At 71.6% G+C, this 21,309-nt stretch carries 20 protein-coding genes and 2 pseudogenes; 12 read left to right on the top strand and 10 right to left on the bottom strand.

Annotation, left to right across the window (positions count from 1 at the left end; genetic code table 11):
- Window positions 1–159 precede the first annotated feature (159 nt).
- Entirely contained in the window at window positions 160–1,779 is a 1,620-nt protein-coding gene (locus ADL12_RS07400; protein WP_062699816.1) for an ABC-F family ATP-binding cassette domain-containing protein, read from the top strand.
- A gap of 118 nt (window positions 1,780–1,897) precedes the next feature.
- On the opposite strand, the gene ADL12_RS07395 is transcribed toward ADL12_RS07400, so the two are convergent.
- A complete protein-coding gene (locus ADL12_RS07395; RefSeq protein ID WP_062699814.1) occupies window positions 1,898–3,004 on the bottom strand; it encodes a baeRF2 domain-containing protein in 1,107 nt (368 codons plus the stop codon).
- 58 nt (window positions 3,005–3,062) lie between these two features.
- Between ADL12_RS07395 and ADL12_RS07390 the strand changes: the two genes are divergently transcribed.
- Window positions 3,063–3,347, top strand: a complete 285-nt coding sequence (locus ADL12_RS07390) for a DUF6158 family protein (RefSeq protein ID WP_062699812.1) — start codon at window positions 3,063–3,065, stop codon at window positions 3,345–3,347.
- Window positions 3,348–3,450: 103 nt separating this feature from the next.
- On the opposite strand, the pseudogene ADL12_RS07385 reads toward ADL12_RS07390, so the two are convergent.
- The 5 genes and pseudogenes from ADL12_RS07385 to ADL12_RS07365 form a co-directional block, all read right to left on the bottom strand.
- Window positions 3,451–4,031: pseudogene (locus tag ADL12_RS07385) on the bottom strand (catalase-related domain-containing protein); the annotation flags it as partial.
- A gap of 18 nt (window positions 4,032–4,049) precedes the next feature.
- Window positions 4,050–4,604 carry a type 1 glutamine amidotransferase domain-containing protein gene (locus tag ADL12_RS07380; protein ID WP_062699808.1) on the bottom strand — a complete coding sequence of 185 codons (555 nt, stop codon included), beginning with the start codon at window positions 4,602–4,604 and terminating at the stop codon, window positions 4,050–4,052.
- Between the two features lie 170 nt (window positions 4,605–4,774).
- Window positions 4,775–5,194, bottom strand: coding sequence for a CBS domain-containing protein (locus ADL12_RS07375; RefSeq protein ID WP_062699806.1), 420 nt, complete (start codon window positions 5,192–5,194; stop codon window positions 4,775–4,777).
- Between the two features lie 86 nt (window positions 5,195–5,280).
- On the bottom strand, window positions 5,281–5,685 hold the full coding sequence (locus ADL12_RS07370) for a DUF2795 domain-containing protein (protein ID WP_062699804.1): 405 nt from the start codon (window positions 5,683–5,685) through the stop codon (window positions 5,281–5,283).
- A gap of 345 nt (window positions 5,686–6,030) precedes the next feature.
- On the bottom strand, window positions 6,031–6,615 hold the full coding sequence (locus tag ADL12_RS07365; protein WP_062699803.1) for a histidine phosphatase family protein: 585 nt from the start codon (window positions 6,613–6,615) through the stop codon (window positions 6,031–6,033).
- A gap of 252 nt (window positions 6,616–6,867) precedes the next feature.
- On the opposite strand from ADL12_RS07365, the gene ADL12_RS07360 reads away from it, so the two are divergent.
- The 5 genes from ADL12_RS07360 to ADL12_RS07335 all read left to right on the top strand — a co-directional run bounded on the left by ADL12_RS07360 (window position 6,868) and on the right by ADL12_RS07335 (window position 11,532).
- On the top strand, window positions 6,868–7,089 hold the full coding sequence (locus ADL12_RS07360) for a CbtB domain-containing protein (protein WP_062699801.1): 222 nt from the start codon (window positions 6,868–6,870) through the stop codon (window positions 7,087–7,089).
- A gap of 16 nt (window positions 7,090–7,105) precedes the next feature.
- Window positions 7,106–7,849 (top strand): CbtA family protein, encoded by a 744-nt coding sequence (locus tag ADL12_RS07355; RefSeq protein ID WP_062699799.1) that lies wholly within the window; start codon window positions 7,106–7,108, stop codon window positions 7,847–7,849.
- A gap of 823 nt (window positions 7,850–8,672) precedes the next feature.
- Window positions 8,673–8,990 (top strand): hypothetical protein, encoded by a 318-nt coding sequence (locus ADL12_RS07345; RefSeq protein ID WP_244187809.1) that lies wholly within the window; start codon window positions 8,673–8,675, stop codon window positions 8,988–8,990.
- 146 nt (window positions 8,991–9,136) lie between these two features.
- Window positions 9,137–10,234 carry a PLP-dependent cysteine synthase family protein gene (locus ADL12_RS07340; RefSeq protein ID WP_062699792.1) on the top strand — a complete coding sequence of 366 codons (1,098 nt, stop codon included), beginning with the start codon at window positions 9,137–9,139 and terminating at the stop codon, window positions 10,232–10,234.
- Window positions 10,231–11,532 (top strand): MFS transporter, encoded by a 1,302-nt coding sequence (locus tag ADL12_RS07335; RefSeq protein WP_062699790.1) that lies wholly within the window; start codon window positions 10,231–10,233, stop codon window positions 11,530–11,532. The genes ADL12_RS07340 and ADL12_RS07335 overlap by 4 nt, the downstream gene beginning before the upstream one ends.
- A 79-nt stretch (window positions 11,533–11,611) precedes the next feature.
- Here the strand turns inward: ADL12_RS07335 and ADL12_RS07330 are convergent, their stop codons facing one another.
- Window positions 11,612–12,262: a TetR/AcrR family transcriptional regulator gene (locus ADL12_RS07330; RefSeq protein WP_062699788.1), complete on the bottom strand. Its 651-nt coding sequence runs from the start codon at window positions 12,260–12,262 to the stop codon at window positions 11,612–11,614.
- A 118-nt stretch (window positions 12,263–12,380) separates the two neighbouring features.
- Here ADL12_RS07330 and ADL12_RS07325 point away from each other — a divergent pair, with 118 nt between their 5' ends.
- A complete protein-coding gene (locus ADL12_RS07325) occupies window positions 12,381–13,817 on the top strand; it encodes an MFS transporter (protein WP_062699786.1) in 1,437 nt (478 codons plus the stop codon).
- A 72-nt stretch (window positions 13,818–13,889) separates the two neighbouring features.
- Here the strand turns inward: ADL12_RS07325 and ADL12_RS07320 are convergent, their stop codons facing one another.
- On the bottom strand, window positions 13,890–15,692 hold the full coding sequence (locus ADL12_RS07320) for a thiamine pyrophosphate-requiring protein (protein WP_062699784.1): 1,803 nt from the start codon (window positions 15,690–15,692) through the stop codon (window positions 13,890–13,892).
- 246 nt (window positions 15,693–15,938) lie between these two features.
- On the opposite strand from ADL12_RS07320, the gene ADL12_RS07315 reads away from it, so the two are divergent.
- Window positions 15,939–16,730 carry an RNA polymerase sigma factor SigF gene (locus ADL12_RS07315; protein ID WP_062699782.1) on the top strand — a complete coding sequence of 264 codons (792 nt, stop codon included), beginning with the start codon at window positions 15,939–15,941 and terminating at the stop codon, window positions 16,728–16,730.
- A gap of 116 nt (window positions 16,731–16,846) precedes the next feature.
- On the opposite strand, the gene ADL12_RS56190 is transcribed toward ADL12_RS07315, so the two are convergent.
- Together ADL12_RS56190 and ADL12_RS56185 are read right to left on the bottom strand one after the other, a co-directional pair.
- Entirely contained in the window at window positions 16,847–17,299 is a 453-nt protein-coding gene (locus ADL12_RS56190) for a hypothetical protein (protein WP_244187808.1), read from the bottom strand.
- A gap of 53 nt (window positions 17,300–17,352) precedes the next feature.
- Complete coding sequence (locus ADL12_RS56185) at window positions 17,353–17,709, bottom strand: hypothetical protein (RefSeq protein ID WP_244187807.1); 357 nt, start codon at window positions 17,707–17,709, stop codon at window positions 17,353–17,355.
- An 835-nt stretch (window positions 17,710–18,544) separates the two neighbouring features.
- Between ADL12_RS56185 and ADL12_RS07305 the strand changes: the two genes are divergently transcribed.
- The 3 genes and pseudogenes from ADL12_RS07305 to ADL12_RS07295 all read left to right on the top strand — a co-directional run.
- On the top strand, window positions 18,545–19,486 hold the full coding sequence (locus tag ADL12_RS07305) for a hypothetical protein (RefSeq protein ID WP_062699780.1): 942 nt from the start codon (window positions 18,545–18,547) through the stop codon (window positions 19,484–19,486).
- Between the two features lie 212 nt (window positions 19,487–19,698).
- Window positions 19,699–20,946 (top strand): aminotransferase class I/II-fold pyridoxal phosphate-dependent enzyme, encoded by a 1,248-nt coding sequence (locus tag ADL12_RS07300; protein WP_062699778.1) that lies wholly within the window; start codon window positions 19,699–19,701, stop codon window positions 20,944–20,946.
- Window positions 20,943–21,209, top strand: a pseudogene (locus tag ADL12_RS07295) (MBL fold metallo-hydrolase); the annotation flags it as partial. The gene ADL12_RS07300 and the pseudogene ADL12_RS07295, both read left to right, overlap by 4 nt.
- Between the last annotated feature and the right edge of the window lie 100 nt (window positions 21,210–21,309).

Below are 21,309 nucleotides of genomic sequence, written 5' to 3'. Positions count from 1 at the left end.
GGGTGGGCCTACGGGGCGGCCGGTGGACGCGGCGTAGGGCCGCGCCGAGGGGTTTCGCCCCCGCCGCCCCTACGGGCCTCGTCCTCAAACTCCCCCAGAGGGGGCACCCCCGGATAAGCGTTTGCCCGGTGCCGTCGGGGGAGCTCAGAATGCGGAACCATGGGACACCTGGAAGCCGCGCATCTCGAGTACTACCTCCCTGACGGGAGGGCGTTGCTCGGCGACGTGTCCTTCCGGGTGGGGGAAGGCGCCGTTGTGGCGCTGGTCGGTCCCAATGGCGCCGGCAAGACGACCTTGCTTCGGCTGATCTCGGGCGAGCTGAAACCGCACGGCGGCACCGTCACCGTCAGTGGGGGCCTCGGTGTGATGCGGCAGTTCGTGGGATCCGTACGGGACGAGACGACCGTACGCGATCTGCTGGTGTCGGTCGCGCCGCCCCGGATCCGCGAGGCCGCGCGGGCCGTCGATGCCGCCGAGCACGGCATCATGACCGTCGATGACGAGGCGGCACAGCTGAAGTACGCGCAGGCGCTCGCCGACTGGGCCGAGGCGCGCGGCTACGAGGCCGAGACACTGTGGGACATGTGCACCACGGCCGCGCTCGGCGTGCCGTACGAGAAGGCGCAGTGGCGGCAGGTGCGGACCCTGTCGGGCGGTGAGCAGAAGCGGCTGGTGCTGGAGGCGCTGCTGCGCGGCACCGACGAGGTCCTGCTGCTCGACGAGCCCGACAACTACCTCGACGTGCCCGGCAAGCGGTGGCTGGAGGAGCGCCTGAAGGAGACCCGCAAGACGGTGCTCTTCGTCTCGCACGACCGTGAACTCCTCGCCCGGGCCGCCGAGAAGATCGTCTCGGTGGAGCCTTCGCCGGCGGGCGCCGACGCCTGGGTGCACGGCGGTGGCTTCGCGACGTACCACGAGGCGCGGCGCCAGCGCTTCGCCCGCTTCGAGGAGCTGCGCAGGCGCTGGGACGAGAAGCACGCCCAGTTGAAGAAGCTGGTGCTGACGCTCCGTCAAGCCGCCGAGAACAGCCCCGACATGGCCTCCCGGTACCGCGCCGCCCAGACCCGGCTGCGCAAGTTCGAGGAGGCGGGACCGCCGCCGGAACCGCCGCGCGAGCAGGACATCCGGATGCGGCTGAAGGGCGGCCGTACCGGGGTGAGAGCCGTCACCTGCAAGGGACTTGAGCTCACGGGGCTGATGAAGCCGTTCTCCCTGGAGGTCTTCTACGGCGAACGCGTCGCCGTCCTCGGCTCCAACGGCTCCGGCAAGTCGCACTTCCTGCGCCTGCTGGCCGGTGAGGACGTGGCGCACACGGGGGAGTGGAAGCTGGGTGCGCGCGTCACGCCCGGCCACTTCGCGCAAACCCACGCGCACCCCGAGCTGACCGGCCGTACGCTCCTCGACATCCTGTGGAAGGAGCACGCCCAGGACCGGGGCGCCGCGATGTCCCGGCTGCGCCGCTACGAGCTCACCCATCAGGCCGAGCAGACCTTCGACCGCCTCTCCGGCGGCCAGCAGGCCCGCTTCCAGATCCTCCTGCTGGAGCTGGAGGGAGTCACGGCCCTGCTCCTCGACGAGCCGACCGACAACCTCGACCTGGAGTCCGCGGAGGCGCTCCAGGAGGGGCTGGAGGCCTTCGAGGGCACGGTGCTGGCGGTCACGCACGACCGCTGGTTCGCCCGGTCCTTCGACCGGTATCTGGTCTTCGGCAGCGACGGGCGGGTGCGCGAGACGGCGGAGGCGGTGTGGGACGAACGGAGGGTGGAGCGGGCGCGGTAGGTTTCTTCGCCCCCGCCGCCCCTACCCGTCCCATCCTGAAGGGGCTCCGCCCCTTCGACCCCCGCTCCTCAAACGCCGGAGGGGCCTGATTTCAGCCGGCGGGGGCGAGAAAACTCGGTCACTGCCAGCGCAGCAGCGCGCCCAGGCCGCCCGCCGGGGCCTCCCCCCGGCCCGTCGGCGTCACCGACAGCGCCGCAGCCCCCGTCACGACCGCGCACCGGATCAGCGCGTCGTCCGCGCGGGCCGACCAGGACTGCTGCTCGCCGAGGATCTTCAGATCCGTGCGCCGTACCGCCACCTGGTCCGGATCCTCGCCGATCCACACCTCGCGGTGGGCGTCGGGACCGTCCGGCCGAATCAGCAGTTCGTCGATACGGTGCTCCCGGGCGGCCTCGATCAGCGCCGGCACGCCCTCCACCGCGGCGGAGCGTCCCTCGGGATCCGGCGCGCGGGCCGCCAGGAACCGTTCCAGCTCGCGCTCCGCCCGCTGCCGTACATGCTCCTCGCGCGCGCGTTCGACGTCCTCGTCGAGCAGCCTGCTGCCGGTACCGTGCGGGGCCTCGATCACGAGGTCGTGCAGCCGCTGCGGCAGCCGGTCGTGCACGGACCGCCGCTCCCGGTCGTCACCGACGAGGATCAGCAGGTCGGCGCGGGTCTCCTCCTGGCAGACGGTGAGCGCGTCGGCGATCTCGGCCGCATTGTGCTCCCACGTGTTCTCCACCTTGAGCTGGAAGTGCCGCTCGGACCAGTCGACCGTACTCGTACGGTGGATCGGATACTGCCGGCCGGTGACCGAACCGACCTCCTGACGGCCCAGCGCGCTGCGCAGCTCGAACGCGGCGCCCCTGCGGTCGACGTAGGCCACGACGCAGACCGGGTCCTCACCCGCCAGCTCCAGCAGCGGAGCGGTGTGGGGCAGCGGCGCCCAGTGGGCGCTGTCGCGCAGCGGGGCGCGGGCCAGCGGCGGATCCAGGACCACCTCACCGGCGCGGGCGAAGACCGCACGGCCATGAGGCTCGGAGGAGTGCTCCAACTCCTCCAGCGCGTTCCGTACGGCCCGGCAGGTCGCGTCGTCGGCGCCCTGATCGGCCAGTTCCCGGGACAGGGACTGGGCCGTCAGGTGGCGCTCATGCGGTGTGTCCTCCGTGTGCCGGGAGGTGTCCACGTACACGGAGGCCCAGGGCCCGGAGTGTTCGTACAGTGGATGCAGAAAGGCGAGATCCATGGTCTCTCCCGTACGCCGCTCGGGGGCTGTGTGCTCAACGGGCGGGTACCCGGACCGCATGAATGAACACGACGAGCGGGGCACCACGATGACCGGAGTCGACCCCGGCCGGCTGGACGACCAACAGCTCATGAAGGAGCTGGAGACCATCCACCGGACGCGCCACGACACGCTGCTGTACGGTTCGAACGACGCGCTGCGGGCCCACAACGAACGCATGGCGCAGCTGGAGGGCGAGTACCTGCGCCGCAACCCACGCCGCACGGTGGCCGCGGGCCGAACCCGCGAGGGCGCCCGCGACCGCTGCGCGGGCAACCCGGAGCCGACGGTTCCGCCGATGTGAGCCGCAGCGCCGCAAAAGGGACGAGGCCGGGCCGCAGCCCAGCCTCGTGGCCTCGCACAGCCCGCACGGCCCGCTCAGCGCACCGCCTGCCGAGCCGGCCCCCTCAGCAGTGCGCCGGCGCCCGGCCCCAGTGGCGATGGGCCGCCAGCGTGGAGGCGAAGGCGCGAAGGAAGTCCTCGCTCGCCGGGCCCGGGGACGTGTCCGTCACCACGCCCTGAGGAGAGGACCCCCACACCCGAGCCGAGCGCGCCGACCGGCCAGCCGTGCCGAAGGCGTCCCGGCACGGTCGACCGCGTACCGCTCTCCGTCGGCACCGGTGACCGCGCCGTCCGTCGGCGCCAGCGCCTCGACGATCGCACCCTCGGCCGCGAGCGCCTCACGCAGGGACGTGACCTGTGCGGTGTCGACGCCGTCGGCGACGAGGACGGCGACCTGCCGGGTGCGGATCGAGCCGTCGCCGCGCAGTGACTCCAGGCTCAGTGCGGGGGAGGACAGCTTGTCCGCGGCCTGTGTCCCGGACGGTTCCGGCACCCCGATGCCGCGCGCCACCTCGACCGCCAACTCACCGTTCACCTTGGCGAGATGCTCGACCGTACGGGTCCGCACCGCCTTCGCGCCGACCTTGCCGAGTTCGAACCGGAACGCCGCGACGATGTGCTGTTTCTCCCAGTCGGCCATGGTGCTCCTGCTTGCGGTCCCCCATCAGGCGACCTCCTCCTTGGACTCCCTGGCGAACACCTCGAGGAACGTCTCGCAGAACGCCTTCAGATCGTCCGGCTTACGGCTGGTGACCAGCTTGTTCGGGCCGTGGTCGCAGATCCGTACCTGCTCGTCGACCCAGGTGCCGCCCGCGTTGCGGATGTCGGTCTGCAGACTCGGCCAGGAGGTCAGCACCCGGCCGCGTACGACGTCCGCCTCCACCAGCGTCCACGCGGCGTGGCAGATCGAGGCGACCGGCCGGCCCTGCTCGAAGAAGTCCCGCACGAACGCGACGGCCTTGCGGTTCATCCGCAGATAGTCCGGGTTGGCGACCCCACCCGGCAGTACGAGCCCGCCGAAGGAGTCGGCCGACGCCTCGCCGACGACCTCCTGCACGGGGAACTTCTCCGCCTTGTCGAGATGATGGAAGGCCTGGATCGTGCCCGGCTTCGTCGACACCAGCACCGGCTCGTGCCCCGCGTCCACCGCCGCCTGCCACGGATCGGTGAGCTCGACCTGCTCGACGCCCTCGGGTGCGGTCAGAAAAGCGATACGCATGATGTCTCAACGTCCTTCCATTCCCGTGAATTGGGCCTTGTGGCTGGTCGGGCGCTCTCGCTCCGTCGGGTCGTACGCATGCGGAGCCGCAGCTCCTCGCCGCACGGCAGCAGGACACAGCTGCCGCAGCAAAGCCGGGACCTCAGCAGGGCGGTCCCGGCCCATGAGCCTCACTCGTCCGGAGCGGCGCGGCTGATCTCGGCCAGTGCCGATTCGGGATCCTGGGTCTCGGCCAGGTCGCCGAGGCTGACGACGCCGACCGGCAGGCCGTTCTCGACGACCGGCAGCCTCCGTACCGCGTGCTCGCGCATCAGTGCGACCGCGACGGACACGCGCTCGCCCGGCCCGATCATCACCGGGTCCCCGGTGCACACCGACTGAGCGCTCACCGTCAGCGGATCGGCGCCGTCCGCGACCGCCCGCACCGTGATGTCACGGTCGGTGAGCACGCCCACGACCTGCTGTCCGTCGGCCACGACGACATCGCCGATGTCCTGCGCGCGCATCAGCTGCGCGGCCTCGACGAGCGAGGCGTCCGGACGCACGGCGACCACCCCCGGAGTCATGACGTCCCTCACGAAATCAGCCATCACTGGCCCTCCTGCGTTCCCCGGCCGGTACGGGCGCCGCGGCCGCGTCGGCGTGACCCCGCCCGCAGTACCCACCTGCCGGGCCCCTATGCGTTCCTGCGCCGCGTGGACCGCTCGGCCCCGGTCAGGGCCTCGGCCAGTTCCTGGACGTTGGCGTAGCGCGACGAGCGCGGCAGCCGCTCCAACGGCTCGACAAGGGCGTCGGGCGCATACCCACGGCGCAGTGCGCCGATCAGCTCCCGGGGCGTGGCCGGGAAGGCACTACGGCCCAGAATCCGCGCCAGCTCGAGCCGGACCGTCGCCAGGGACGCCGTGGTGGGCCCCGGCCACCCCACCGGCCCGCCGGCGACCTCCGGGTCGTCGTCGGCCGACGGCTCCGGATCGTGCCACTCCTCGGTCCGGGTGGGGTGCCCGGACCGCAGCAGCCCCTGCAGTTCGTGCTTCATCTCGTCGTCACGGTGGACGCTCAGCCGGTCACTGCCTCGCTGCATGACTCCCTCCAGACCTTCGGAATGCGCACCGCGTACCCGCACATCGGGGGCCGACACGGGGTTTGCACACCGGAAGGAGGGAGACCCGGTCCTTCACCCCCCACGCACGTCCGACGCACGTCGGTTCCGGAGAAGGACCAGGTCATGGCACTGCTCGCTGTGCTACTCCCACTCCTCATGCTCGGCGTGGTGCTGGCTCTGGGGCGGTACGAGGAGTTGTTGTTGCCCCGAAGGGAACCGGATCCCCTTGAGCCCCCCACACCGCCGACTTCCAAGGTGCGCCATCGGACCTTGGGCTGATCGTCCGACGGAAAGGAGTTCAGCGGCAGCTGGGTCATCGCCGGCTCACGGGCCGTCGCCGACCTCTTGTTGCGGGATGCCCCCCATTCGCACATGCCACCGGCCGGCCCGACCGGTGAACTCGACGGTGGACAGCGGAGGGACGTCGACGCTCCAGAAGGACTGCGGCGGTGCAGCAAGGACGCCGAGCACTGCGGCTCGGACCACGGCCTGCTCGACCACCGCGTGAACCCGGCCTGCGTCATCCGCAAGCGCGTCCATCCAGGCAGTCACCCGGCGGCACAGGTCACGCACCGACTCACCGCCGTGGGGGGCCGCCTCCGGGTCCGTCATCCAGGCCATGAACGCCGCGGGGTCCTCGGCCGCCAACTCCTCCGGCGTCCGTCCCCGCCAGCAGCCCAGGTCGAGATCCCGCAGCGCCGGTTCCACGGCGACCTCGCCCCAGCCCAGGGCGAGCGCGGTCTGTCGGCACCGCTGCGACGGCGCGACACACGGTGTGCCGGTCGGCTGCGGTGATCCGGCGGCCGTACGTACCTGCCGCAGCGACCGCTCGTCGAGCGAGACGTCTCCGAAGCGCACCTCGCGCCCCACCGGCGCGGCGGCGCACACCAGCGTGAGCCGGACGGTCATGTGAGCCCCTTCGCGCAATTCACCACGGTCGGCTCATGGTAGGTGGCGTACGCCATGTTGGCTGATCCTTATCTTGCCCCTACCATCCGGGATGACAAGGACGACGGTACGACGGAAGCCCGGTGCAAGTCCGGCACGGTCGCGCCACTGTGTGCCGCCCCTCCCGCGGGAGGTGGTGGTGAGTCAGACCCACATGCCGTCGTCGCGTGCTCCACACGACACGGGACGCGTTGTTCCCGAGGAGGTCTCGCCATGGCGCAGTCCACTGCCGCCCCTGCCCCCATCACCAAGGTCGCCGTCGCACCACTGCCGCTCAAGTCGATCGCTCCGTGGGCGGTCTTCTTCGGCGTCCTGATGCTCGTCCTGCTGTACTTCGTGGGCGCCGAGCAGGGCGCCACCTCCGTTCTCTCCGGTGAGGGCGTGCACGAGTGGGTGCACGACGCCCGCCACCTGCTCGGTTTCCCCTGCCACTGAGACGGACGGAACAACTGTGAATTCCGCCGTCGTGCGCACCCTGCTGGTGCGCGGCATGCTCGCCGGCCTTGGCGCCGCGGTCCCGGCTCTGGCCTTCGCCTACCTGGTGGGCGAAGGGCCGGTGGACGCGGCGATCGCCTTCGAGTCGGCCAACTCCCACGAGCACGGTGAGGAGTTGGTCAGCCGGACGATGCAGTCCACCGCCGGTCTGGCCACCGGGGTCCTGGTCTTCGGGGTGGCGGTCGGCGGGATCGCCGCCCTGGCCTTCTGCTTCGCGCTGGGGCGTATCGGCCGGTTCTCGGCTCGGGCCACCGCCGCCCTGACCGCACTGGCCGCGTTTCTCCTCGTGTACCTGGTGCCGATGCTCAAGTACCCGGCGAACCCGCCCGCGGTCGGCAACCCGGACACCATCGGCAAGCGCACCGCGCTGTTCTTCCTGATGATCGTGCTCACTGTGCTGCTGGGCATCGCGGCTGTCCTGATCGGCCGCCGCCTGGCGCCCCAGTGGGGCAACTGGAACGCCTCCATCGCCGCCGGCCTGGCGTTCGCGGCGGCCGTCACGGTCGCCATGGTGTTCCTGCCGTCCGGGGACAACACCCCGAGCGGCTTCCCCGCCAACGACCTGTGGGAGTTCCGGCTCGCCGCGATCGGCATGCAGGTCGTGCTCTGGGCCGGCTTCGGCCTGCTCTTCGGATACCTGGCCGAACGCGTCCTCGAACCGAGGACGCCGAGGAACCAAGTGCCGGCACCGGTCGCCTGACCCACCAGGAGCCGAGACAGGACCCGTCGGGGGCGCGCCCGACGGGTCCTGTCGTTTTCCGGTCCGGCGGACGAGCGCTGTCGATCAGCCGCTAGGATTACGGCATGGTTACGGCTTGGTCGCCCTGGCGCATCGTCAGGACCCGCTCCGGCGCGGGTCCGCTGCTGCGTGTGCTGACCTTGGCCCTGTGCCTGTTCGGCGTCCTCGTGACGCATGGTGTGCATGGGGAGAGCGCCGACGACGTTCGCCATGCAGCCGTTGAGACTGTGCCGCTGTTCGCCGCGGAAGCCGACGATCACCGTGGCGGTCACGAGCCGTCACAGCCTGGCGAGCATTGTGCGTCCGGGCAGCCGCAGCAGGGTTCTGTCCTGCTGTTGCCCTGCTCTGCAGGGTCGGTTCGCGCATCGAGAAGTGCCGATGATGCCGCGACCATGCGCATGTCCGCCGCCGGTCGGCCCATCGACGGGGCGTCACCAGTGGCGCTGAGAGCGGCCTCCGTGGTGCAGCAGGTCTAGGAGTACACGTCCTCCAACCGGCCGCCGGTTGTCACCGGTTCGGCTGGTGCCGCGTGACGAGCGTCGTATCCCGTGCTCATGATGAGCCGTCACGTTCGTCGAATGCCGTCCTGCCCCACCCATGTCTGCGCCTCACTCCGTCCTTGCCGGAGACGCGGCAGCAGCGCGGAGGACCTGTGCCGACACTTTCCCGTATGCCCGCGCACGCCCCATGGCCCCCGTGGGCCCCATGCGACTCGCCCTCGTGGCGCCGACTCGTCTCGGCGATCCGTGGCGGGCTCGTGATGGTGCTCGTGCTGTGCGCCGTCATGCATGGCTTGTCCGAGGAGACCCACGCCTCAGCGCCCGTACCCGCCGCCGCTTCGGCGACGGCAGTGGGCGGGGACGCGCATGGGCCCCACCTCCCCCACCTCCCCCACGAGGCCGGGGACTGTGCCGCGGACGTGATCATCCGTACCGCGTCCGCGTCGGCCGAGGACCTCTCCCTCGGCGCGATGACCGTCGTCGTACTCGTCGCCCTGTCCGTGGCGGTGGGAAGCCCCCTCGTACGACCTGCATCCCGCAGACGACGCAGCGGCCGCAACGGCCGCATGGCGCTCGTCCGTACGTCCCGGTGGCGGATCTAGGCCACTTGCTCGCAGCCGACCGACATCACCGGCCCGGCTGCCGCGCGCCCGTGGCAGGTACGCGGACCCTCGGTCCGCCCTGTCGCCATGGGGGCGCGAGATGAACCCGCATCGTGCATTCATCGAGCGAGAGTGACAACACAGACATGCAGTCATTGACCAAGGCCGCGATCAACTCGGGCCAGTCCGCCCAGTCCGCCCTGTCCGGACTGGTGGGCAACACCCCACTGCTGCTGGTGTCGGAGCCACTGAGCCCGGCCGGGCGCGGTTTCTGGGCGAAGCTCGAGGGGTTCAACCCCGGCGGCATCAAGGACCGTCCCGGGCTGCACATGGTGGAGCGCGCCCGGGCCCGCGGCGACCTGCGGCCCGGCGGCCGGATCATCGAGTCCACCAGCGGAACCCTGGGCCTGGGACTGGCCCTGGCCGGCATGGTGTACGGCCATCCGGTCACCCTGGTCACCGATCCGGGGCTGGAGTTGTCCATGACCCGGCTGCTGACGGCGTACGGCGCCCAGGTCAACGTCGTCTCCGAGCCACACCCCACCGGCGGCTGGCAGCAGGCCCGCCGCGAACGCGTGCAGCGGCTGCTGGAGCAGCACCCCGGTTCCTGGTGCCCGGACCAGTACAGCAACCCCGACAACGTCGCCGCCTACACCCCGCTGGCTCTCGAACTGGCCTCCGAGATGGGCCACATCGACATGCTGGTGTGCAGTGTCGGCACCGGCGGCCACTCCGCGGGCGTCTCCCGGGTCCTGCGCCAGCTCTACCCGGAACTGACCGTCGTCGGCGTGGACACGACCGGTTCGACGATCTTCGGTCAGCCCGCCCGACCCCGCCTGATGCGCGGACTGGGCTCCAGCATCTACCCCCGCAACGTCGCCTACGAGAACTTCTCCGAGGTGCACTGGGTGGCCCCCGCCGAGGCGGTGTGGACCTGCCGCCAACTCGCCGCCTCCCACTACGCCACCGGCGGATGGAGTGTCGGCGCGGTCGCGCTGGTGGCCGGCTGGCTGGCCCGGACGATGCCCGCGGACGCACGCATCGTCGCGATCTTCCCCGACGGCCCGCAGCGTTACCTGGGAACGGTCTACGACGACGACTACTGCGCCGCCCACGGCTTGCTGGACTCCCCACCGGCGCCGGAACCGGAGCTGATCGGCCGCCTGGACGAGAAGGAGGTCACCCGCTGGAGCCGGTGCACCACCGTGGTCGACCCCCTGTCCTTGGAGGAGGAGGGCCGGTGAAGGGGCTCCTCACCCAGGTTCGGTCGTACGAGCGCAGCGTCCAGCTGTTGATGGTGAACCAGTTCACCATCAACCTCGGCTTCTACATGCTGATGCCCTACCTGGCCGCCCACCTCTCCGGCACCCTCGGGCTGGCCGGCTGGATCGTGGGGCTCGTCCTCGGCGTACGCAACTTCAGCCAGCAGGGCATGTTCCTCGTCGGCGGGACGCTCGCCGACCGGCTCGGGTACAAGCCGATGATCGTGGCCGGGTGCGTGCTGCGCACCGTCGGGTTCGCGACGCTGGGGATGGTGGACTCGCTCGCCGCACTGATCGCCGCGTCGGCGGCAACCGGACTGGCCGGCGCACTGTTCAACCCCGCCGTACGGGCCTACCTGGCGGCGGACGCGGGGGAGCGCAGGGTCGAGGCGTTCGCGCTGTTCAACGTCTTCTACCAGGCGGGCATCCTGCTGGGCCCGCTGGTGGGCATGGTGCTGACCGGGGTGGACTTCCGTGTCACCTGCCTGGTGGCGGCCGGGATCTTCGCGCTGCTGAGCGTCGTACAGATCCGCGCGCTGCCCGCCCGGCGGGCCGAGGACGCCGAGCGACAGGAGAGGGAAGGGGGTCAGGGCGTGCTCGCCCAGTGGCGCGGCATCCTCGCCAACCGGCCGTTCCTGCTCTTCTCCCTCGCCATGATCGGTTCGTACGTCCTGTCCTTCCAGGTCTATCTGGCGCTGCCGCTGGAGGTGCGCCGGCTCGGCGGGGACGGGGAGTTCGGCACGGCGGCGGTGGCGGTGCTCTTCGCGGTCTCCGGGCTGAGCACGATCGTCGGTCAGACACGGGTGACGGCGTGGTGCAAGGCGCGGTACGAGCCAGGGCAGGCGCTGGTGCGCGGGCTGGCGGCCATGGGCCTGGCCTTCGTGCCCCTGCTGCTGGCCACCGCTGTGCCCGTCCCGGAGTCCGGCATCGGACTGTGGCTGCTCGCTGCGGTTCCGCCGACGCTCGCCGCGCTGCTGCTGGCGGTGGGCACGATGATCGCCTACCCGTTCGAGATGGACACCATCGTCCGCCTCGCCGGTGACCGCCTCGTCGCTACGCATTACGGGCTGTACAACACGATCTGCGGCATCGGCATCACCGTCGGGAACCTGGGCACGGGCGCCGCGCTCGACGCCGCCCGCGCGGCCGGGATGCCCGCCCTGCCGTGGATCACGCTGTGCGCGCTGGGCCTGGCGTGCGCGGCTGCTCTGTACGCCCTGCACCGCACCGGCCGTCTGGCGGCGCCGCGCGCTTGCGCGCCGCTGCCCGCGACAGCCTGACCCACCGGCAAACCGGCAAACCGGCAATCCGGCCCAGGGACGGGGCACCGCACGGTGCCCCGTCCCTGGGACTCGTGCGCTACGTGCTCTGCGGCCGCCCGTAGTGATCCAGGAACATGTCGACACCGTTGGTGACAAGACGGTCCGTCAGGTCCTCGTCGATGTGGGTGCCGTAGGAGCTGAAGACCATGTGGGGGAAGACCAGAAGTCCGTAGAACTGGATGACCGCCACTTGCAGGTCGGGGATCTCCAGCCGACCTTGCTCGGTGAGGGCGCGCAGGGCGCCCGCGACTGCGGGGTGGTGGCTTTCCGCACCGCGGTGCTTCCAGGCCTCGCCCAGCTCGGGGAAGCGGTGGAGTTCGGCGGCGACGAGGTTGCGCAGGGCCGTGACCTCGTGGTTGGTGCGGACGGCGTGGACCCAGGTGCGGGCAGCCTCGACGAAGGCGGCCCGCAGGTCCTCGGCCTCGGCCAGGGCTTCCAGCGCGGCCGACGCCCCCCCGGCGAGCGGTTCGTCGAGTGCGCTCGTGATCACGGCCGTGAACAGGGCTTCCTTGCTGCCGAAGTGGTTGTAGACGGTCACCTTGGACACGCCCGCTTCGGCGGCGATGGTGTCCATGCCCACGCCGAAGCCCTCGCGCAGGAACAGTTCGCGGGCGGCCCGCACGATGGCCTGCCGCTTGAGCGCCGCGCGGGGGCCGCTCGGGGGCTGTTTGACGCTGTCCACGCTCATGCCTCGACCCTAACACCACCTGAACTGTACGGTTGAGTTCATGTGAACTGAACAGTATGGTTCAGTTAGTTCTCCACGACGGTCTCCATGACCGGGACAACGGACCAGAGGATCTGTCATGACTCACTCCGCGGCCGATGCGCCGCACACGGCCGAACACGACCACCGCCCTCCCGCCGACCCACGCCGCTGGGCAGCTCTCGCACTGATCTGCCTCGCCCAGTTCATGCTGATCCTCGACGTCACCGTCGTGAACGTCGCCCTGCCCGACATGGCGGCCGACCTCGACCTCGGCCGGGAGACGCTGACCTGGGTGGTCACCGCCTACACCCTCTGCTTCGGCGGTCTGATGCTGCTCGGCGGCCGCCTCGCCGACGCCCTCGGCGCCCGCCGCACCCTGCTCACCGGACTCGCGCTCTTCACCGCGGCCTCGCTGGTCGCCGGTCTGGCCGAGAACGCCCCGACGCTGCTCGGCGGCCGGATCGGCCAGGGTGTCGGTGCGGCCCTGCTGTCCCCGGCCGCGCTGTCCCTGGTCACCACGGCGTTCCACGGCGCCGAACGCAACAAGGCGCTCGGTGTCTGGGCGGCGATCGGCGGTACCGGCTCGGCGGCCGGTGTGCTCCTCGGCGGGGCCCTGACCGACGGACCGGGCTGGCAGTGGGTGTTCTACATCAACGTGCCGGTCGGGCTGCTTCTGCTGGTCGCTCTGCCTGCCTTCGTACCGGCCCGAGCTCCGCAGCCCGCACGGCTCGACGTTCCTGGCGCGCTGCTCGTCACCGCGGGCACCGCCGCACTGATCTACGGCCTGGTCGAGGCCGGAGACACCGGCTGGGCGGACACCTCGACCCTGCTGCCCCTGGCCGGTGCGGTAGTCGCGTACGTGGTCTTCGCGGCCGTCGAACGGAGCAGCCGGGCCCCGCTGATGGACCTGCGCATGTTCACTCGGCGGCCGGTGCTCGCAGGCGCGTTCCTGATGCTGATCGCTACCGCCCTGCTGATCGCGTTCTTCTTCCTCGGGTCCGTCTACCTCCAGCACATCCGCGGTTTCAGCCCGCTGAGGACGGGGCTGGTGTTCCTGCCCGTCGCCGTGGCCACGGCCATCGGCGCCCACCTCGGGTCCCGGCTCGTCGACCGGATCGGCAGCCGTCCGACGGCGGTGGCCGGCATGGCCGTGGCGGCCGCCGGAACCATCCCGCTGACCCGGTTGTCGGGGACCGGCAGCGTGTACGGCGCGCTCCTGCCGGGCCTGGTGATCGCCTCCCTCGGCATCGGAGCGGTCTTCGTCACCGCCACGACGACCGCCCTGGCCATGGTGGAGCACCGGGAGGCGGGGCTCGCCTCCGGCGTCGTCAACACCTTCCATGAGGTGGGTGGCTCGATCGGCGTCGCCGTCGTCTCGACCGTCGCGGCCTCCGGGTTCGAGCGAGGCTCGCCGGGCGGCTTCGGTGACGCGTTCACGGTGTGTGCCGTGGCGGCGGCCGCCGGCGCCGTCGTGGCTCTGGGTCTCGTACCGCGCGGCAAACCACAGTCGACCGGCAGCCCGCACGTGCACTGACCACACAGGAGTGCCGGGAGCCGCCGCAGCTCAACCGCGAGACAGCTCCCGGCCGTTCGACACGGTCATGGGTCAGTGGTGCTTCTTGTCCCGGCCCGGCAGGAACTCCTGCACCTTCGCCTTGAACCCCTGCCTGACCATCGACCCCCGGTCCGCGTCCCCCTTCAGGATCGACTCCGCCGTCGCCTCCATCTGCTCCCACGTGGCATGCGGCGGGATCGGCGGTACGGCGGGGTCGGTGAGGAACTCGATCACCGCGGGGCCGTCCGCCTCCAGGCCCGCGCGCCAGCCCGCCTCGACGTCCTCGGGCTTCTCCACGCGGATGCCGGTCAGGCCGAGGGAGCGGGCGAAGGCGGCGTACTGGACGTCCGGGATCTCCTGCGAGGGCAGGAAGGACGGGGCGCCCTCCATGGCGCGCATCTCCCAGGTGACCTGGTTGAGGTCGTGGTTGTTCCACACGCCGACGACCAGGCGCGGGTCCTCCCACAGGTCCTGGTACTTCGCCGCCGTGATCAGCTCCGCCAGGCCGTTCATCTGCATCGCCCCGTCGCCGACCAGCGCGATCGCCGGCCGGTCCGGGTGGGCGAACTTGGCGCCGATCGCGTACGGCACCCCGCAGCCCATCGTCGCCAGCGTCCCGGACAGCGACGAGCGCATGCCGGGCCGCATCGTCAGGTGACGGGCGTACCAGTTGGCCGCCGAGCCCGAGTCGGAGCTGATGATGGCGTTGCCGGGGAGCAGAGGGTCCAGGGCGCGGGCGACGTACTCCGGGTTGATCGGGTCGGCCGACAGGTTCGCCCGCCGCTCCATGACCTCGCGCCAGCGCGTCACGTTGTCGCACACCGTGTCGTACCACTCACGGCCGCGCTCCTCCGATTCGATCAGCGGGATCAGCCGCTCCAGCGTCGCCTTCGCGTCGCCGACGAGATTCACCTCGTACGGATAGCGCATCCCGACCATGTGCGGGTCGATGTCGATCTGCACGCCCCGCGCCTTGCCGAAGTCCGGCAGGAACTGCGTGTACGGGAAGGAGGACCCGATGGTCAGCAGGGTGTCGCAGTCCCGCATCAGCTCGTACGACGGGCGGGTGCCCAGCAGACCTATCGAGCCGGTGACGTACGGCAGTTCGTCGCTCAGGGCGTCCTTGCCGAGCAGCGCCTTGGCCACGCCGGCGCCGAGCAGTTCGGCGATCCGTTCCACCTCGGCCCGCGCGCCGGACGCGCCCTGGCCGATCAGGATCGCCACCTTGTCACCGGTGTTGAGGATCTCGGCCGCCCTGCGGATCGAGTCGTCCGAGGGGATCGCGGTCCAACTGCTGCGGTCCAGGCTGGAGGGCACCATCCTGAACTCGTGCGTCGGCGGCGAGTAGTCGAGCTCCTGGACGTCGCCGGGGATGATGACCGCCGTGGGGGCGCGGCGTGCGTACGCGGTGCGAATCGCCCGGTCCAGGACATTCGGCAGCTGTTCGGGGACCGTCACCGTCTCCACGAAGTCCGAGGCGACGTCCTTGAACAGCGTGTGAAGGTCCACCTCCTGCTGGTACGAGCCGCCCATCGCGGTGCGGTGCGTCTGGCCGACGATCGCCAGGACGGGAACATGGTCGAGCTTGGCGTCGTACAGGCCGTTCAGGAGATGGATCGCGCCGGGACCGGACGTCGCCGCGCACACTCCGACACGGCCGCTGAACTTGGCGTAACCGACCGCCTGGAACGCGGACATCTCCTCGTGCCGGGACTGGATGAAACGGGGCTGGTTCTCGGCCCGGCCCCAGGCGGCGAGCAGGCCGTTGATGCCGTCGCCGGGATAGCCGAAGACGTGCTCCACACCCCACTCGCGCAGGCGCTGCAGGACGTGGTCGGCGACCTTGGTGCTCATGCGGGACCTCCTGGGCTCCGAGGGATGCGCGGCACCGCCCCGAGTGACCCTGAGGGCAGCCGGAAAACCTGGCCCTGGTGTTTGCGGGCCGGGGGTCAGGGCAGGCGAAGAAACAGTGCTTCGGACAGGAGGCACGTCCGTGGGAGCGGGGATCCCCCACCACGGGTGTGTCCGGCTCCGGTACACGCCCGCACTCCCATGGTGACCGTCCAAGCCAGAGCACAACCAAGGGAGTTGCGACGCACGATGCCCACTTCAGTGAGCGCGAAGCACCACCCGCACGACGACGCCCCCGACACCGCGGAGGACTTCCGCGCACTCGCCGCGCTGCCCGAGGGCCCGCAGCGCGACACCCTCCGCGACAAGATCGTCGAAGCGTGGCTGCCCATGGCCGACCGGCTCGCCGGGAGGTTCCGCAGCCGCGGAGAGAGCTTCGACGACCTGCGGCAGGTCGCCGCCCTCGGGCTGGTCAAGGCCGTCGACAGGTACGACCCCGAGCGCGGCAACGCCTTCGAGAGCTACGCCGTGCCGACCATCACCGGCGAGATCAAACGGCACTTCCGCGACCACATGTGGACGCTGCACGTGCCGCGCCGGGTGCAGGACCTGCGTAACCGTGTGCGGTTCGCCGTTCAGGATCTGCAGACCGTCTCGGGCCGCAGGCCCACGGTCGGTGAGATCGCCGAGCATGCGGACATGGCCGAGGCCGACGTCCGGGTCGGTCTGGAGGCGCTGGAGAGTTTCACCGCGCTGTCCCTGGACGCCGAGTTGCCCGGCAGCGAGGACGGGTATTCGCTGAGCGACGCGCTGGGTTCCGCGGATCCGGCGCTGGACACGGTCGTGGACCGGGAGGCCGTCAAGCCTCGGCTGGCGGCGCTGCCCGAGCGTGAGCGGGCCATCTTGTACATGCGGTTCTTCGGGGACATGACCCAGAGCCGGATCGCCGAGCACCTGGGTATCTCGCAGATGCACGTGTCCCGGCTCATCAGCCGGTGCTGCAGTCGGGTTCGGGAACAGGTGCTCAACGACGTGGCGTAGGCCCGCGTCCTTTCAGGGCGTTCCCGTTGCCGCCAGTGCCATGTGGCGGGACATCGTGTCCATCGCCTTGGCCTCCGCCATGGAGAACGCCAGCCGGGCTCCGCATCTGAACAGCGTCAGGACCAGGGGGCACGCCATGGGGGCCTGGGCCGCCAGAGCCTTCGCCTCCTTTTCCGACGGGCCGGCACCGTCGTACGGGAGAGCTCGGTCGTGCCCGTGTCGGCGATCACCCAGTCGGCGAAGCTGCCGTGGAGTACCTGGGCCGCCCGCTGCAGGACCGCCTCGCGGTCGCCGCGTGGTGTGGTCAGCAGGGTCGTGGTCATCTCGTCCAGGAGGTCCATCAGGGCCGCGTGCCGGGTGCTCTCGCCGAGGTCGGGAACCTGGGCCGTCGCGCTCTCGCTCGGGCCCGGGGCCCCGGGCGCGTGGAGGTCACCGGGCTGCAGCACCACGAGCACGGTGGTGTGCGGCTCGCCGCTCGGGCGTACCGCGGCCATCGTCGCGTGGACCGGCGTGGACGGGCGCTGCTGGAGGCGCACGGTGAGACTGCGGTCGCCCTCGCCGCGCGCCACCGCCGCGGCCTGGGAACGGAAGGCCGCCCGGTCGGCGTGGGCGAGGAAACCGGTCAGTGCCGGCCCGTGGCATAGCCCGCCCGGACGCCGGTGCAGGACGTCGCCGCGAAGTTCAGCCGACGCACCACCGCCTCCCGGTCCACCAGCGCCACCGGCAGCGGAAACCGCTGGAACACCGCCGGCAGGAGATGCTGCTCCTGGCGGTCGGCGGGCACCGTACGAGGCAGTCCGCCCGAGGAAAGCCGCTCGTACCAGGGCCACAACTGGTCGGCGACATGGTCGAGTTCGAATATGGCTGCGTCCAGGACCGTCGTCAGGTCCCCTCCCGAAAGGGAGCGTGCCACCTTGAGTTCCGCGACGCGGCGCACGAAATCCGCGGGCTCTTCACCGAATTCGTGCGTCTGCGCCATGGGGCGAACCTAGCTGGCGGTGAGACGTTCCGGGGCGGCGGGTCGCCAACTGTCTCCCCGCCCTGCCGGGGCGCAGGTTGTCCGAGTTGGCCGAACAGGCCGTGCGCTGTACCGCCGACTGCTGCGGAGGGAGCAGCATGGTGGCCGAGGCGGGAGCCGAGCGGCCCGCCGCCGTCACCATCCCGACCTCGCCGGACTCGTCGCCGTGCAGATGCGGTCCGGGGACGGGCCCATTTCCGGCCGCCCTGGAACGTGGCAGGCCCGTCGACTCGGCCGACCTGCTGCGCGAGGAGCGCCGGCCGGAGTACCGCGCCGTGGCGCTTGACTCGGGCGTGCGCTCCAGCGTCACGCTCCCGTTCCGTCGATCCGGCCTGACGGCCACGCTCAGTCTCTACAGCTTCCGGCCCGGCGCCCTCGAGGACGCCCCGCACGGGCCCGTGCACGCCCTCGGTGAACTCGCCGCGAGCTGCCTGGTCCGCGACCGCTCCTACCGCGCCGCGCTCACCGAGCTCGACCACTTCGGCACCGCCCTGCGTTCCGGCCGGCGTCGTCAGCAGGCGCGGGCGCGGGTTGGAGAGGGACCTGGCGGCGCTGATGAACTGATGGGGGTTGGTGGGATCACTGATGGGGTGAGTTGGGATACCGGACGCGCTGGGGTGCACTCGGTTCGGAAATCCAACTGGCTTCGGTCGACCGTCTCCGCGTCACCCGCTCGGCCGTACCGCGTCCCGCGAATGGTGCCCGGCCGCGCGCGCCCGGACGCCGGGCGGGCTGTCATGGCTGCGGGGGCACGAACGCCGTACCCCCGCAGCCGTCGGCCGAAGGAGTTCACCCCATGCGCCGCACCGCCCGTGCCCTGTCCGTCGCCGCTCTGGCCGGTGCCGTCGTCGGCAGCGCCGCCGCGGCCGCCTCCGCGGACCCGGCCGCGGAGGTCAGCCCCAGCACGGTCTCCCCGGGCGGCAGCGTCACCGTCTCGGTCTCCTGCGACCCCCTCGGTGGGTCCGCGCCCGCCACCCTCGAGGCCACCTCGCAGGCGTTCGAGGAGGGCACCGTCCAGCTGAAGCAGGTCTCGGGCAAGGACGAGAAGGACGCCGGGGCCGCCTACAGCGGCACCGCACGCGTCCCCCCGGCCGAGAACCTCGAGGGCGACCCGGACGCGGCCGGACCGGACTCCGCGCGGACGGTCGACGGCACCTGCCCGGCGGCATCCGGAGGGGAGGGCAAGCCATGGAGCGCGACGTTCACGGTGGCTCGCGACGCCGACGGCGGCACGGGCGGCGCCGAAGGGGGCGGGGGTGACGCCGAGGGTGGCAAGGGTGACGTCGAGGGTGGCGGGGGCGATGTCGAGGGTGGCAAGGGTGACGTCGAGGGTGGCGGAGGCGATGTCGGGGCCGGCGATGGCGGCACGGACGGGGGCGGGGGTGGCGCCGACGGTGGCCGGGGCGGCACCGAGGGCGGCAGCCGTCCCTGCAGTGAGCCGCACGCGGACAAGACCGATCCCAAGCTGGACGAGTCAGAACCCTACTCGTACGAAACCGGGCGCCACTCGGACACAGGCGAGCAGAACTGGGCCACCGGCGGGCAGCACTCGGACACCGGGCAGCAGCACTCGGAAGACTGCGCCGGCGAGGAGATCCCTCGCGGCGTGCAGGCCGGCGCGGGCGGTGCCTTCACCGACTCCGTCCCCGCCCTGGTCGCCGGAGGCCTCCTGATCGCGGGCGCGCTCGGTGGCGCGGTGTACCGGCTGCGCCGCAGGACGCCCACCATGGAGGACTGACCGTACGACCGTACGGCCCTTGCGAAGGGCGTAACCCCGGCGGGTGCCCATGGGGTTGCGCCCGATGGGTACGCAGAACGGGAGGGCACGCAACGCACCGTGCGAACCCCTCGCCCGTACGAACCCAGAGCCCGCACCACGGCCCACCGACCCTCACGGAGCACCGGACCACGACCAACCACCCCTGGCACCAGGCACTGCGCGGAGGCACGATGCGCCGGACGGATCCCGAAGACCACGGCCCCGTCCGTTTCGGGCCGCCGCTCCCGGACGACGGGCTGCCCGTGCTGCCCGAGTTGGCCGCCGTGCTGGCAGCGGCCGCGGGGCGGGCCGAGAGCGAGCCGGTCGGTGGCGGTGCCGCACTCCTGGAGGCCGCGTGCGGTTACTGGGACCGGCGTGGCCTGCCGACCGAGCCCGGTCGGGCGGTGGCCGCTCCCGGCGCGCCCGCGCTGCTGCTCGCGCTGACCGCCGCGCTCGGCGGCGACGTCCTGGTGCCGCGGCCCTGCGCCGCCTGGTGGGCGCCGTACGCACGGCTGTTGGGCAGACCCGTCTTCCATGTGGCGACACCGGCCGAGTGCGGCGGTGTCCCGGATCCCTACGCCCTGCTGGAGACCGTCCGCCGAGTCCGTGCGGAGGGAGGCGACCCGCGGCTGCTCGTGCTGTCCGTCGCCGACGATCCCACCGCCACCGTGGCCCCGCCCGAAGTGCTGCACGAGACCCTGGAGGCCGCCACCGACGAGGGACTGCACCTGGTCAGCGACGAGACCTGGCGTGACACCGTGCACGCCCCGCACGACACCGTGCTGCTCAGCCCCGCCGAGATGCTGCCCGGACAGGTCACCGTCGTCACCGACCTGTCCGGCGCCCACCTCCCGCCGGGCTGGCCGGCCGCGGTCGCCCGGTTCCCCGCGGGCGAGTTCGGCAATAGCCTCCACGCGCGCGTGCTCGACGTACTCACCGCACTCGGCGCCCGCATCGCCGGCCCGGTCGCCCTCGCGGCCGGGTATGCGCTGGTCGAGCCCGAGTCGGTCACCGCGCGGGTCACCGCCGCCGTACGCCTGCACGCGCGCCTGGCCGGCGCCGTGCACGCGGCCGCCGTAGGGGCCGGTGCTGTCGCGCGGCCCCCGCAGGCCGGGCGGCACCTGTACGTCGACCTCGGCCCGCTGCGCGCCGGCCTGTCCGGGCACGAGGTGGGGGACGCGCAGGACCTGGAGGACTTCCTCGCCGCACGGCTCGGCATGCCCGCGCCGGGCGGGCACCGCTTCGGCGACGACCTCGGCGCGCTGCGCGTCAGGCTGTCCACCGGACCGCTGTTGGCCGGCAGCGACGAGGAACGCGCGGAATGCATCACTTCACCCACGCCGTTGGAACTGCCGCATGTGCAACGCGCGTTGATCCACATGAAGTCGGTCTTCGACGATCTCCGCGACGACGCTCAGCGATGGGAGTCTCCTCGATGACGCAGCAGTCCGAGTCAGCCATGTCGACCACGCCGCGTACGAAGACCACGCCGCGTACGACGACCAGGGAAACCGGCGCTCCGACGGACCCGTCCCCCTTCGCGCCCCCGTTCCCGCCGCTCACCGCACCCCGCCCGCTGGGCGAACGCCGCGTGTGGCCGCGGACCTTCCACGACCGTCTCACCGCTCCGCTGCCCGGCTTCAAGACCCTCGCCCGCTTCGCCCGCGAGGGCTCCGTACGCCCCGGCCGGGAGGGCCTAGCCGCAATGCTGTTGCTTTACGGTTCTGCGGGTTGAGGGCGCTGGATGCGGATAGCTTGGGTGCCGGTGCGGGTGGGTTGGGGCCAGGCGCGGTGTCCGGCTC

This window comes from Streptomyces regalis (assembly GCF_001509475.1).
Classification (GTDB): Bacteria; Actinomycetota; Actinomycetes; order Streptomycetales; family Streptomycetaceae; genus Streptomyces; species Streptomyces regalis.
The sequence above is the reverse complement of the archived record's forward strand: the minus strand, read 5'-3'. Positions and strand labels throughout refer to the sequence as shown.

Bases quoted from the DNA above. Each gene is read 5' to 3' on its own strand.
- ADL12_RS07365 (WP_062699803.1), bottom strand. From the start codon at position 6,615: ATGACCGTCCGGCTCACGCTGGTGTGCGCCGCCGCGCCGGTGGGGCGC.
- ADL12_RS07375 (WP_062699806.1), bottom strand. From the start codon at position 5,194: ATGGCTGATTTCGTGAGGGACGTCATGACTCCGGGGGTGGTCGCCGTG.
- ADL12_RS07360 (WP_062699801.1), top strand. From the start codon at position 6,868: ATGGCGCAGTCCACTGCCGCCCCTGCCCCCATCACCAAGGTCGCCGTC.
- ADL12_RS07390 (WP_062699812.1), top strand. From the start codon at position 3,063: ATGAATGAACACGACGAGCGGGGCACCACGATGACCGGAGTCGACCCC.
- ADL12_RS07325 (WP_062699786.1), top strand. From the start codon at position 12,381: ATGACTCACTCCGCGGCCGATGCGCCGCACACGGCCGAACACGACCAC.
- ADL12_RS07370 (WP_062699804.1), bottom strand. From the start codon at position 5,685: ATGCAGCGAGGCAGTGACCGGCTGAGCGTCCACCGTGACGACGAGATG.
- ADL12_RS07300 (WP_062699778.1), top strand. From the start codon at position 19,699: ATGCGCCGGACGGATCCCGAAGACCACGGCCCCGTCCGTTTCGGGCCG.
- ADL12_RS07345 (WP_244187809.1), top strand. From the start codon at position 8,673: ATGCATGGCTTGTCCGAGGAGACCCACGCCTCAGCGCCCGTACCCGCC.
- ADL12_RS56185 (WP_244187807.1), bottom strand. From the start codon at position 17,709: ATGGCGCAGACGCACGAATTCGGTGAAGAGCCCGCGGATTTCGTGCGC.
- ADL12_RS07305 (WP_062699780.1), top strand. From the start codon at position 18,545: ATGCGCCGCACCGCCCGTGCCCTGTCCGTCGCCGCTCTGGCCGGTGCC.
- ADL12_RS07400 (WP_062699816.1), top strand. From the start codon at position 160: ATGGGACACCTGGAAGCCGCGCATCTCGAGTACTACCTCCCTGACGGG.
- ADL12_RS07380 (WP_062699808.1), bottom strand. From the start codon at position 4,604: ATGCGTATCGCTTTTCTGACCGCACCCGAGGGCGTCGAGCAGGTCGAG.
- ADL12_RS07330 (WP_062699788.1), bottom strand. From the start codon at position 12,262: ATGAGCGTGGACAGCGTCAAACAGCCCCCGAGCGGCCCCCGCGCGGCG.
- ADL12_RS07320 (WP_062699784.1), bottom strand. From the start codon at position 15,692: ATGAGCACCAAGGTCGCCGACCACGTCCTGCAGCGCCTGCGCGAGTGG.
- ADL12_RS07315 (WP_062699782.1), top strand. From the start codon at position 15,939: ATGCCCACTTCAGTGAGCGCGAAGCACCACCCGCACGACGACGCCCCC.
- ADL12_RS07395 (WP_062699814.1), bottom strand. From the start codon at position 3,004: ATGGATCTCGCCTTTCTGCATCCACTGTACGAACACTCCGGGCCCTGG.
- ADL12_RS07340 (WP_062699792.1), top strand. From the start codon at position 9,137: ATGCAGTCATTGACCAAGGCCGCGATCAACTCGGGCCAGTCCGCCCAG.